This window comes from Marinobacter sp. SBS5 (genome assembly GCF_048285575.1).
GTDB lineage: Bacteria > Pseudomonadota > Gammaproteobacteria > Pseudomonadales > Oleiphilaceae > Marinobacter.
The window spans coordinates 1,141,272-1,154,189 of sequence record NZ_JBLWAZ010000001.1 but is presented as its reverse complement, the minus strand read 5'-3'; the positions used below and the strand labels follow the sequence as shown (position 1 = coordinate 1,154,189).

Annotated in this window: 9 protein-coding genes; 3 read left to right on the top strand and 6 right to left on the bottom strand. The window is 55.2% G+C overall.

Features of this window, described 5'->3' with window-relative positions; all coding sequences use genetic code 11:
- Positions 1-20: 20 nt before the first annotated feature.
- The 3 genes from ACNQ6O_RS05410 to ACNQ6O_RS05400 are packed head-to-tail and all read left to right on the top strand — an operon-like array spanning position 21 to position 4,982.
- Positions 21-749 (top strand): response regulator transcription factor, encoded by a 729-nt coding sequence (locus ACNQ6O_RS05410; RefSeq protein ID WP_418052202.1) that lies wholly within the window; start codon positions 21-23, stop codon positions 747-749.
- Entirely contained in the window at positions 742-2,385 is a 1,644-nt protein-coding gene (locus ACNQ6O_RS05405) for a FecR family protein (protein WP_418052201.1), read from the top strand. Before ACNQ6O_RS05410 ends, ACNQ6O_RS05405 begins: the two co-directional genes overlap by 8 nt.
- A gap of 32 nt (positions 2,386-2,417) precedes the next feature.
- Positions 2,418-4,982, top strand: coding sequence for a CHASE2 domain-containing protein (locus ACNQ6O_RS05400; RefSeq protein ID WP_418052200.1), 2,565 nt, complete (start codon positions 2,418-2,420; stop codon positions 4,980-4,982).
- A 16-nt stretch (positions 4,983-4,998) separates the two neighbouring features.
- On the opposite strand, the gene ACNQ6O_RS05395 is transcribed toward ACNQ6O_RS05400, so the two are convergent.
- The 6 genes from ACNQ6O_RS05395 to sstT form a co-directional block, all read right to left on the bottom strand.
- Positions 4,999-5,511, bottom strand: a complete 513-nt coding sequence (locus ACNQ6O_RS05395) for a fibronectin type III domain-containing protein (protein ID WP_418052199.1) — start codon at positions 5,509-5,511, stop codon at positions 4,999-5,001.
- Between the two features lie 138 nt (positions 5,512-5,649).
- Positions 5,650-7,119 carry a succinylglutamate-semialdehyde dehydrogenase gene (gene astD / locus ACNQ6O_RS05390; RefSeq protein WP_418052198.1) on the bottom strand — a complete coding sequence of 490 codons (1,470 nt, stop codon included), beginning with the start codon at positions 7,117-7,119 and terminating at the stop codon, positions 5,650-5,652.
- 150 nt (positions 7,120-7,269) lie between these two features.
- Positions 7,270-9,900 (bottom strand): AAA family ATPase, encoded by a 2,631-nt coding sequence (locus ACNQ6O_RS05385; protein ID WP_418052197.1) that lies wholly within the window; start codon positions 9,898-9,900, stop codon positions 7,270-7,272.
- Positions 9,897-11,018, bottom strand: a complete 1,122-nt coding sequence (locus ACNQ6O_RS05380; RefSeq protein ID WP_418052196.1) for a metallophosphoesterase family protein — start codon at positions 11,016-11,018, stop codon at positions 9,897-9,899. Before ACNQ6O_RS05380 ends, ACNQ6O_RS05385 begins: the two co-directional genes overlap by 4 nt.
- A gap of 37 nt (positions 11,019-11,055) precedes the next feature.
- Entirely contained in the window at positions 11,056-11,562 is a 507-nt protein-coding gene (locus ACNQ6O_RS05375; protein WP_417539839.1) for a shikimate kinase, read from the bottom strand.
- On the bottom strand, positions 11,562-12,785 hold the full coding sequence (gene sstT, locus ACNQ6O_RS05370; protein ID WP_417539832.1) for a serine/threonine transporter SstT: 1,224 nt from the start codon (positions 12,783-12,785) through the stop codon (positions 11,562-11,564). Before sstT ends, ACNQ6O_RS05375 begins: the two co-directional genes overlap by 1 nt.
- Positions 12,786-12,918: the final 133 nt, after the last annotated feature.

Sequence of the window (12,918 nt, the reverse complement as noted above, 5' to 3'; positions counted from 1 at the left end):
CACCATAGAGGCCTAGCTCAATGCGCATTGCTCTGCTTGAAGATGAATTTGAACAAGCGCAAAACATTCAAGCGATCCTGTCCGATAAAGGACACGAATGTGACAGCTTTGCCACTGGCCAATCGTTTCTTAGTGCCGTACTGCATCGCAGTTACGACCTGATCATTCTGGATTGGCAGATACCGGACATGACAGGTATCGATGTATTGAAAAACGTGCGCACCCATCTCGACTGGGTCATTCCGGCGATTTTCCTGACCCAGCACGATAGCGAGAGCGATATTGTGTGCGCGCTGGATGCTGGTGCGGATGACTTCTTGGCAAAACCGGCGCGTGCCGCAGAACTGATCGCCCGACTGAATGCATTAGCACGCCGGAGCAGCCCGGAAAGCGACAAAGAACTGCTGAATTTTGGCCCCTTCGAAGTCAACCTGAACCAACGCAGCATACACTTGCACGGCGAACCTCTAACGCTGACCGACAAGGACTTCGACCTGACGCTGTTCCTGTTTCAAAATCAGGGCCGCCTGCTCACTCGGGACGTCCTGCTCGAACGAGTATGGGGAGTGGCGAGAGACATCAACACTCGGACGGTCGACACTCACGTGAGCCGACTTCGCCGCAGATTGGGACTCAACCCGGAAAACGGGTTTCGGATCAAAACCATCTATCAGCGTGGGTATCGGTTGGAAGCAGTCCAGCCGACCGAGGCAAATACACCCGTGAGCGACCAAACGCCCCATGCCTGAGCCGATTTACGCCGCTTTTCATAAGATTTTAGCGCCAGTATTCGCGCTAATCATCGCTCTCATACCGGGCCTTACGTTCGCAGAATTGTCTGTGACGCAAGGCTCTGCGCCGGCGCTTTCTCAGCCCTCTGAAACCGCTCCGGAATGGGTCTATACACTTTCGAATAACGACTCTCTGGCCAGCCTTTCAAGTTCCTTGCTGCAAAATGCAGCCGATGGTCATCGCCTATTGGCGCACAATGGCCTGCCCAGCAACGCCACACTCAAAGCCGGCGATACCCTGCGCATACCGGTCGATTGGTTAAAACGCCAACCCGAGCCAGCCAAAGTATCGACCGTCAGTGGCAACGTTCAGCATATTTCTGGCTCTAACGGACGCAAGACCGCCCTGACCGAGCAGTCTTTGGTGCGAGTGGGAGATGAACTTCTTTCAGGCGCAGGCTCCGCCACCCTAACACTGGCCGACGGCTCAGAAATACGCGTTTCCCCAAACACACGACTGATGTTCAACCGTCTGACTCAGTACGGCAAAACCGGCATGGTCGACACTCGCCTCCGGTTACAAAAAGGCGAAGTGCACTCCCGCGTGAAGCCCCTTCAGGGAAACGGGTCCCGCTTTGAGATATCCACGCCTTCAGCTGTAGCCGCAGTGCGGGGCACCACCTTCTCCATGCAGTCCGGCGTGGGCGGCAGCAGCATTCAGGTGAAAACCGGTGCAGTGGATTTCGGCCGTCCCGGCAAGGCTCAGCGAATCCCCGCCGGATACGGGGCCAGCGTAACGACGACCGGTGCGGGTAGACTTAACATCAGGCAGCTGCCCCCAGCCCCCTCACTTCATTACTTTGAGCCTGTGGTTAGTCAGCTCCCGACCGAATTGTCCTGGCAGCCAAACGCAGCGCAAGCCCACAGAATCGATATTTTCGAAACCACCTCCGGTGGCTGGGTTCAAAGCCGAAACGTTACCGGTAGTCAGTTCCCTATTAACCAACTCGACAATGGGAAATACGAGGTCCATGTTGCGGCTCTGGACCAGCGCGGCATCGCAGGGCTGCCCGCGGTTATCCCAATCGAGATTGAATTGCTTGCTCAAACGCCCGTGCTAATCGCTCCAGAACAAGGGAGCAGCGTCGACGATGACATGCCGGAATTTCGTTGGCAGCTGAATGGCACAAACGAATTAGCGAGAGTGGAAATCGCTAGAGACGAAAGCTTTAAAGACCTGATCAGCACCAGTGAATGGGCCCCGGAAAACCGTGCATTGCCCTCCCGGGCCCTGAGCCCCGGCACCTATTTCTGGCGAGTAACCACGGAAGCCGGAGGCACGTCTTTCGCGGCCTCTGAAGCTCGCGAACTTACCGTCAACGGCACTCTACCGCCTGTGCGGATCATTAACATCAATTACCTAGACAGTCAGGTTCGGGTTTTCTGGGAGCGGGCAGGTACCGCCAAAAACTATCGACTGCAGCTATCTGAAGAACCAAGTTTCCAGAACATCATTAAAGAAGCTGATGTGCCCGACACCACAGCCTCCTTGCGGCTGATTCCCGGAAGACGGTATTTTGTGCGCGTAAAAGCGCTTGCGGAAGGCCCGGTAGCCAGCCGATGGGGCCCCGGACGCGAACTGTATCTCGACTGAAACTCTCCTGAATCACCAATAGCATAAGGCCCATGACCAAGGATTGGCTTACCATAAAAAACGCGCCGTGGGCTTTAGGCCTTCTGCTTTTCGTCAGCTTTTTTCTTTTTCAAGCCAGCGGGCTGCCCGACCGAATAGAGCATTGGCTATACGACAAAACAATCACCACTTGGCCAGCCCCAACTAGCGACCAGGTCGCAGTGATTGCCATCGACGAATACAGTCTCAGCCAGCTCGGCCGCTGGCCATGGCCTCGAAAGCTGCACGCTCAGTTGATTGATCAGCTGTATGAAGCCGGTGCAGAAACCGTTGTGTTTGATTTACTGTTTCCTGAACCACACGCTGACGATACCGTGCTAGCAGCCGCCATGAACCGACATGGCCAAGTCGTTCTCCCCATTTTCTTATCTGCCAGACCTCCGCACCAGCTCATTCAGGAACAGTTACCGACCCCTCAATTAGCCGCTGCTGCGAGCACGCTTGGCCATGTTCATGTTGAACTGGACAACGACAGCGTTGCCCGCGGCATCTATTTGCGAAATGGCATGGCCAACCGCTTGTGGCCAACCCTGGCTTTAGCACAACAAAGCCACCACCAACCTCTGCCCGCACCAGACATGCCGGCATACCTGAACGTTCGTGCTGACTACCGCAAAGTGCCTCTTGCAGGCGCTGCCGGAACAATACCCAGTACGTCTTATGCAGCCGTCCTCGAGGGCACCTATTCTGATGACTTATTTGCAGGCAAAACAGTATTCGTCGGCGTAACCGCCGCCGGCTTCGGAGACATACTCCCAACGCCCTTTTCTGGGTTTGGACTACCAATGCCCGGCGTGGAGTTTCATGCCAACGTCTTCTCAGCGCACCAACAAGACCTGCTCATTTCAGAGGCGCCCGAATGGGCCAGCCTCTCCCTGAGCATTCTGGTGCTGATCATTCTGGCCGTGCTGCTACCGCGACTCACGCCCAGCTATACTCTGCTCGCCTGTATTGCAATGTTTAGTATGGTCGTTGCCGGCTACCTACTATTAATTTTTCACCTGCGCATTCAGCTGCCCGTTATTAACACGTTGATGCTGTCATTATTTGCGATACCGGTTGCTGTCGGTTTCAGGCTCGCCATGACCAACCGCTTTCTTAACCAACAACTGGACGATATGGCCAGCACACCGAGCCTGTCACTGCCACAACCGGCAAAACGACAACCCGCTCAATTGTTGGAACATTTTCAAGCCCTCCTGGAACCGGAAGGTTGGTTGCTCTCCGAAAACGGAGAACTCTTACAAATTCACGGAATGACAGTGGCGCAATCACCCTATCTGCCCGAAGCAGGACGATGGGTGCATCAACTGAATCAAAGTTGGATAAAGCTCGAACGGGGTAGCTCGACCTATGTGCTAGGACTGACTCTGAACAATGACCTGAGCAGAGAAGTCACTCAACAATATTTGCGTCGCCTTGTACTAGAGCCCGACACAGCCGCCGGCCTTAGCCATTATTCAGTTCAGGCGTTCTCACCTCGCCTGGAGAAAGTGCAGCTGGCGAACAAACGACTCAGCCAGATGCAATCTTTCATTCAACACAGCTTCGAACACATGCCCGACGGCATCATCGTGACCGACGAACTGGCCGTTGTTCGGTTTGCCAACCGCCACATTGAAGACTGGTTTCGCGAACCGATGCCGAGCCTCAGCGGCATGCCTTTGACCAAACTGTTGCAGGGCCATGACCCACGAGACAACCCGCCTTGGCACGAGATCGTGTCGGAAACACTGACGCTGAGCGAAAGCCGCACAGTGAACTTAAAAGTACACGGCAGAGACTTCATCCTTCACCTGGCGCCAGTAACCCTACCCGGAGACGGGCAATCGGGCATTATTGCCAACCTCTCGGACATTTCTGAACTTCGAGAGCAGCAACGCCAGCACCGACAAGTCATCGACTTTATCTCCCACGATGTGCGCTCACCGCTGGTGTCTCAATTAGCGCTGATTGAACAGCTAAAACGAGACCCGTCGAACATCAACGAGTACCAGATCGAACAACTGGGCAAGCTGGCAAGGCGCAGCTATTCACTGGCGGAAGAGTTCGTGAACCTGGCACGAGCAGAACAACTGTCCGAAACCCGGTTCTATGAGTGCGAACTACTGGCTATTGTCGAAAATGCGCGGGACAGCGTGTGCGAGCAAGCACAGGAGAAAAGCATTCGGCTGCAGCTGAACGACACCGAAGACCTTTGGCTGAAGGGGAATGCGGAATTGTTGGAGCGAGCCGTCATTAACCTGCTCACCAACGCCATTCAGTACAGCCCGCCGCACACCACGATTAACATCCAGGTATACCAAGCCGGACACATAGCGGGGCTTGCCATTGCGGATGAAGGCACGGGGATCGACGAAAACGAGCTGCCCTATTTGTTCGACCGTTACCATCGTCCGCGCAATTCCGAACTAGCGGGAAATCACGGCACAGGGCTGGGCTTAGCCTTTGTGAAAACCGTCGTGGAAAAACATAAAGGGGAGATTTTCGTGGACTCAATGCCGGGGGAAGGCACCACCTTCACCCTTAAGCTGCCGATCGCAGACCCGATGGGGTAACGGGCCGGCACTGGCATCAAGACTGTATGGTTTTACTCACTGGCTCTGAAGGCTCACTGATGAGTCCTTGCTGATCCTGCACCTGAATAGTGAAGTACCAAGTACCGGCATCAAGATTCTCTACGGTGTGGGACATCTCCGGGTAGGACTCAGCCTCCTCCAGCACAATCTCTTCACGGAGATCGTCAACGCTCTGGCCATAGCGGATCACGTATTTATCCAGCTCCCCCATGGCAATACCTTCGCCATTCACCCGGGTAGACGGTGCCGACCAGCTCAACACCGCCGAGCCCGACACTGACACTTCTGCAGAATCTGGCTCTGACCCTGTTTCCGTCTCTGCATCTGCCGATTCAGCCGAGCTCGAAGACGAGCCTTTACCCGTTTCGGTGGCCGATCCGCTATTGGCCGCTGAGGCTGATTTATCGGACTCACCTGAGCCACCGCCACCACAACCCGTTAACAACAATCCCAAAGCAAACGCGGCAATCCATGCCCTTGACACTTTAATGACGCGTTTCTCTATCATTTTGCACCAGCTTTCCGTCGATTTCGTAAAATTCTATAAAATCGAAGGAACAGCTAATACAGAGAAACGTCGGTCTTTTTGTTGTTAATTCGTCAACTTTCTATCGATCTGGTTACATAAACCAGAAACCACCTCCACTCAGTTCAGCTTCAAACCCGGGGAGAGCGTTTCCGGCATCGACAGGCTTTCAGTCTCCATGCCCGCCACCGGATAAGAGCAATAGTCTGCTGCATACCAGGCACTTGCCCGATGATTACCGCTTGCACCCACACCACCAAAAGGAGCCGCACTTGAAGCACCGGTGAGCTGCTTATTCCAGTTCACAATGCCGGCACGGATTCGCTGATAGAAATACTCAAAGCGCTCTTCGCTGTCGCTGAACAAGCCAGCCGACAACCCGAAACGGGTGTCGTTTGCTCTCTGTATAGCCTCATCGAAATCACCGTAACGGATGACTTGCAGCAACGGCCCGAAGACTTCTTCGTCTTCAATGTCTGCGACCGGGGTTACATCAATGAGCGCTGGAGACAGCAAACCGGTTCCAGCTTGAAGCTTTCGACCTTGAACCAAGGCCAAGGCTCCACGTTTCAGTAACTGCTCCTGAGCGGCCAAAACACCCTCCGCAGCCGCCTCAGAAATCACGCTTCCCATGAATGGAGCAGGGTCATCAAAGGCCCCGCCTACTTGGATCGCTTCCACTGCTTTAGTCAGTGCATCCAAAAAGCCATCACCCCAAGCACCTTCCGGTACAAGCAGGCGCCTCGCACAAGTGCAGCGCTGCCCAGAAGTAATGTAAGCAGACTGAATGGTTTCATAGACTGCGGCCTGAACATCGGCCGGCTCATCCACAATAAGCGGATTGTTGCCCCCCATTTCCAGCGCAAGAATCTTCCCGGGGTTGCCGGCAAATTGCTTGTGCAGTATCTCTCCAGTGGCGGAACTGCCAGTGAAAAACAAACCATCAATATCACGGTGGTTGGCTAACGCAATGCCAGTATCCTTCGCACCTTGCACGAGGTTTAACACCCCGGCAGGCAACCCCGCTTCCAACCACAACTCCACCATTTTCCCAGCAACGGCGGGGGTTAGTTCACTCGGCTTGAACACCACCGTATTCCCCGCGATCAGCGCGGGCACTATGTGACCATTCGGGAGGTGACCGGGGAAGTTATAGGGCCCAAACACCGCCACCACCCCGTGGGGCTTGTGTCGCAACACCGCCCGAGCGCCAGCGACGTCATTGCTACGCTGGCCAGTGCGCTCGTTATAGGCCTTTACGGAAATCTCGATTTTGCCAATCATCGCGCCCACTTCAGTCCGGGCTTCCCAGAGTGGTTTTCCGGTTTCGGTGGCGATGCAGGTGGCGAATGCTTCCTTCTGCTCACCCAGCAACTCGGCAAACTTTCGAGCCACGCTTACTCGCTGCTCAAAACCAATTTCAGCCCAACGAGCACTGGCAGCCCGAGCGGCCTGTACGGCCTGACTGACCTGGCCCTCATCCGCGGCTTGCCCCCGCCAAAACAACTCTCCAGTAGCCGGGTTCAGCGATGAAAACTGCGCACCCAATCCTTCAAACCATTCCCCATTAATCATTACCGGAAGTGTCATCTGATACTCCTTGCTAGCTGAGAGTGAACTGACAGCAGGCCGCGCTGCACAATGACTAAGAGTAGCAGGCGTCAGGCTGTAAAGTCTTGATCAAATAGGAGGGGTGGGCATTCAAAAGTACCGGCACAGCAAGAAGGCTGCGCCAGTGTATTATGCCTTCAGCGCCTGAATATCCACCGGCGGCACGCCAAGGTCCTGCCATTTTTCAGGGTGGCAAGTGAACAGCAGTATCTGATGCCGGCTTGCGGCATCGAACAGAATGCGCTTCATGGCTTCCAGGCGTTCTTCATCGCTATGAACCAGCGTGTCATCCAAGATAACCAGCGTAGGGCGCTCCGCTTCACGCAGCAGATCGGCATAGGCCAAGCGGCTGATCAATCCCATCTGTTCCCGCGCGCCAAAGCTCAACTCAGTGACCTGCCCCAGCTCGGTTCCACGCGTGAAAGTTCCGGGGCGAAGCTGCTCATCCACCTCAAGGGAGGCTTGGGGGAACAGCACCGACAGATAGTGATCGAGGTGCTTCTGAAGCGGCGCCTGTAATCGCCGGGTCAATGCGTGACGTTTTTCTGTCAGCAATGTCAGGAGCAGATCCAACGCTTTCGCGCGCCGGTGCAGCTCCTGATAACGGCGATTGCACCGCTCAAGCTCCGCTTCTTGTTCATTAAGCTGCTCTTCCAGCCCTTCGGCCCCCCAGGCTTCCAACCGGACTTTGATATCCCGAAGCTCTCGACCACGGGCCTCGTGCGTTTGGCGAAGGTTATTGATGGTGTTCTGGTACCGCTCAATATCCTGCTTCAACAGGTCCGGACGTGCTTCGCGAATTTCCTGGGAACGGCGCTCCAGACTCGCCTCCAGTGCTGAGGCCTGCTTCTCGATAATCGTCAGATCCTCAGCAATTTTCTTCAGCTGCTGTTGGCGCTCGGGGCTTTGTTCCTCATCGGCCAACCGCTGCCATTCCGCTTTCGCCGTGTCTCTTGCCTGCTTGCGGGACAACAACTCCGTTCGATGCTTCTGCTCCTCGGCTTCCGCTGATTCCAAAGCCACCGCCGTTCGTTCAAAGGCTGCCTCGGATTCCGACAGACTCGGCACACCTAACGACGCATCCGGGACAGGCGTAACCGCCAACTGTTGGTTCGCCCTGTCCAGTTCGCTTTCGGCCTCACGCTGTTCGGCGATCAACGGATCAACACCCGCCGGTGCGACAGACTTTAGCAACTCTTCAGCGTGCTGCTGCGCCCTTTCGGCCTTTTCAAAAGCCGACAGGCGATCCTCCGCCAGTGCCACCGACTCCACACCCAGCGTTGCTCTTAGCTCTTCAACCGTTTGCTGAAGTGTACTGAGCTTTCTGCGGGTGCTGGCCAGCGCTTCCCCGCCGGGGGTAATTGCCAGAGTACCCACACCCGGAATCACTACACTGGATTCATCCAGAAGCTGTTGTTCACCCTGCCCTTGCAAGGAATCACCATTCAAAGTGACCGAGCCACCTGGCTCCAACGTCCAGCGTAACCGCGTAGCAATGGCGCTTGAACGAATGGTTTCTTCGTTCAACTGATGTTCTGCAGCCTTCAGGCGCTTCACGTCAGCTGCATCAATTCGGTTTTCCCGGGCCTGCTGACGCGCTTGTTCGACTTGCTGCTGATATTCACGTGCCTTGGTCAGGTTTTGAGCCAGCTGCTGAACTCGCTGCTCCAACCGCCTTACGTCTTGCTCCAACCGCTCCCGAACTTCCAGCAAACGGGCAAGCTTCACTTGCTTCTCAGCCGTTTGATAAGCCGCCTTCACTTCCTGCAATCGAGCGGCAGAGGCCGGGGCCTGAGCTTCGAGCCGTTGATAATCTGCTTCAGCCTTATCCAAATCAGCTTTCCGAGCTGCCAACTGCCGGCTCAGGTTTTCCTGATACGCCCTGTTCTGCTCGAGCAACCGTCGGCTCTGCTGCAATTGGTCAAGGGTTGCTTTCTCCTGAGCTTGCGCCTGTTCCAACTGGTGAACTTGCTGGTAACGCGCTTGAGTTTCTTCCAGCAGTCGTTGCGTTTCTTCCCACGGGCGCTCTGCTTCCGCGCGCTCATAATCCCGCTTCAGTTTTCCTAAGCGATCTACCTGTTCCTGATATTTGAGAATACGCTCTTTAAGCTCACCAATATCCTGCTCGAGAGCCAAGCGATCCTTATCCAGTTGCAGGTAATCACCCCGTGGCTTCCCGGTTCCGGTCAGAAGTAGATTACGCTGGGCCCGAACCACTTCAATTACCTCATCCCCGCCGGAACTGGCCACCTCGCCAACCAATGAATTCAGGGCCGATTTCAGATGATCGCCAGCGTGCTCTACCGATTGCTCCAGATCTTGTCCTGTACCCTGCTCCACCCAGAGCAAGCCGGGAATGCCCCAATGCTCGGCCTTACTCGCGCCTCGCTTCGGGTACTGGTACCCCAGTAACTCCGCCAATTTTTCTTCCGCATCGTCTTCACTAAAACTGCGGGAACCTATGGTGAGGTCGCAGCGTTTGCGTTGCAGGAAGCTTTTCGTCAGTCGCCAAAGTTCGCATTGATGCTCGAACTCCAAAGCAACAGTGGGGGCTGCGGCAGAGTCGCCCCAGGGGCGCAGATCATCCACCGCTGTTGAGCGATAACGTTCAAAAAAGGCTGCACGAATCGCTCTGACCAGCGTACTTTTGCCCGATTCGTTCGGGCCGTGTATCAGGTTCAAACCGGGTTGCAGGTTATCAAGAACAAAGGGGTTCCGAAATTGCCGCAGCTGCTCAATGCGCATGCTCTGGAGTTTCATTGGCCTACCTCCTGATCACGTCCTTTCAGCAAGCCTGCCAGAATGGCTAAGGCATCCCGCGCTTCTTCGCTTTGCTGTTCTTGCTGCTGATGTCGAAGATCCTCAATCACCTCACCGACATAACCATCGGCGTGCAAGGCTGCGATGTCATCTTCCGTAGGCTCAAGCTGTAGACCACTTCGGTCGCACTGAATGCTGCGAAAGCGAGCTTCTGCGACAGACAAAGCTTCCAAAAGCTTATCCTCGCCAGCCAGAGTAATTGACCCTTCAAGACGAAGATCAACCACTGAGGCATCGGGCAAAGCTTCGAGCCGACTCAGAAGCTGCTCCAAATCAAACTCGACGGCCAGAGTCTCTCGCCACTGGTGCCACTGGTACCGGCCGGTTGCCACCTGACTCACCGCCGGCGTTGCACCGGGGCCAGCGATCTCCACAATCAGTGCGTTACCGGCATCGTTATTTCGGAACCGCTCTGCTTCGTGCGTTCCGCTGTACCAAGTGCGTTCATTAACCTGTTTGGTTCCGTGCCAGTCGCCCAAGGCAAGGTAATCCAGGCGGCTGTTTTCTGCGCGGTCAGGGGCTATTGGGTTGGTGGCGTCAATATCATCGGATAAAAGCCCTTGAACGCTGCCGTGGGCCAAACCAATCCGCAGCAAGTCGTTCGGGGTTTCGTAATGAGAGAAGGGTTCAGTAAGGTCGCCGTAGGTGTGGCGTTGCGTTAGGGGCGCGCAAAGCACCGCCAGCCCTTGAGATTCCAAGGAAACAACACCGGGTTCCAGTGCCAGATGCACATTGGCAGGCACTGCCCCCAAACGCTGCGCCCGGGTCCACACACTTTCTGCCAGTGCAGCGTCGTGATTACCCGGGAGCATCACCCAAGGACCGGCAAAACCTTTGGTGGCGTTAAACACACGGCGGATGGTTCGATCCGACACCGTTTGCGCATCGAATACATCTCCGGCCACCAAAATCGCATCGCACTGATGCTCATTGGCCAGCTGCGCAAGCCTTTCAATCCCCGCAAAGCGGGCTTCTACCAGCGCTGCGCCGTCTTCGATCTCAAACCGACTGTAGGAACGCCCCATTTGCCAGTCCGCTGTGTGCAAAAATCTCGGCATACCACCTTCCTTAGAGAAATCCGATCATGTGCGCGTTTCAGGCTCCGAGCCCTGTGATGACAGCCTCGCATACCTGATCCTGATTCATACCCTCACCCCGAATCGTCAGGTCGGCGTACTGTGTGTACAGCGCAAAGCGTTCATCAAACAAATCCGACAACGATTGATCAGGGCGCCGGGAAATACCCCGAAGACTGTAATCGCCAATACGCTCAATGACACACTCCAAGGGGATGTCCAGAAACACCACGGTACCATTGGTTTTGAGGTGTTTCATCGCCGCCTCGCTGTAGACCGCACTGCCGCCGGTGCTGATGACCTGCCCCTGTACATCGAGCCCTAGCAAGACCTGCTCTTCGATATGACGCAAGGCAACGTAGCCATCCTGATCCACGATGTCCTGCAAGGTTCGCCCGGCCTCTTGCTGGATCAGCAAGTCGGTATCAACAAACCCCAAGCCAAGGCGCTTGGCCACCAATACCCCAACGGTACTTTTGCCACTCCCTGGCATACCAATAAAGACAAGGTTCCGAGAGTTCACCATCACTTGCCTTTTGCTTCAGCAGCACGACTAGCGGCCGCAGTAAAGAGTACGTCGGTCGACGAGTTCAACGCGGTTTCAGTGGAGTCTTGCACTACGCTGATCACAAAGCCAATCGCCACAGCTTGCATGGCCACTTCGGTTGGAATGCCGAACAGGCTGGTCGCCAATGGAATTAGCAGCAACGAACCACCCGCCACACCGGATACACCACAAGCCGCCAAGGCAGACACCACACAAAGCAGCAAGGCAGTCGGGAAATCTACGGGGATACCCAAAGTATTCACAACAGCCAGAGTGATGACAGAAATGGTGATCGCGGCACCGGCCATATTGATGGTCGCACCCAGCGGAATGGAAATTGTGTAGGTGTCCGCATCCAGCTTAAGCCGCTCACTGAGTTCCAGGTTCACCGGAATGTTGGCCGCAGAACTACGAGTAAAGAACGCTGTAATAGCACTGCCTCGCAAGCAAGCAAGAACCAACGGATATGGGTTCTGGCGAAGTTTCAGATACACAATAAGCGGGTTGGTCACCAACGCCACAAACACCATGCAGCCAACGATAACCGAGAGCAGCTGACCGAAGCCCAACAACGCACCAATACCAGCGGTGGCAAGCGTATTAGCCACAAGGCCAAAAATGCCTAGTGGCGCCAAACGAATAATCATGCGAACAACGCCGGATACCGCTTCGGACATATCGGTTAGCACGCTCCGGGTCGCCTCACTGGAGTGACGCAGCATCAAACCTAAGGCGATAGCCCAAGCAAGAATAGCTATAAAGTTGGCATCCATCAGCGCAGTGACCGGGTTGGTGACAGCACTCAGCACCAGATTGTGCAGAATCTCTCCAATACTGCCTGGGGGATTACCACTAACTTCGGGGATATCCAGTGCCAGTTCCGTTGGGAACGCAAAGCTGGCCGCCACAGCCACCAGCGCTGCGACCAAGGTTCCTACTCCGTAGAGCACGATCACATCCCGAATGTTCGTGGGCTGGCCCTTTTGGTGACCCGAAATTGCCGTCATCACCAGCACGAACACCAAAATCGGTGCAACCGCCTTTAAAGCTTTAATGAATAACTGGCCTAATAACGAGAAAGATTGGGCCAGTTCTGGCAGAAAGATCGCGAGAATAACACCAGCAACAATGCCGATGGCGATCTGCGTAATCAGGCCCAGCTGGATAAGTGGGCGAAAAATACTGTAAAGCTGAGCGGACATAACAAGCTCCTGTTGAGTGTTCGAATACGGGCGCACTCCCCGGCACTCAAGCGCCACCGGAACAACTGTCGCCCAGAAAAGAAAAAGGCAGATCAGCCTGTCACTGATCTGCCCTTTTATGTGATCGCGGGCG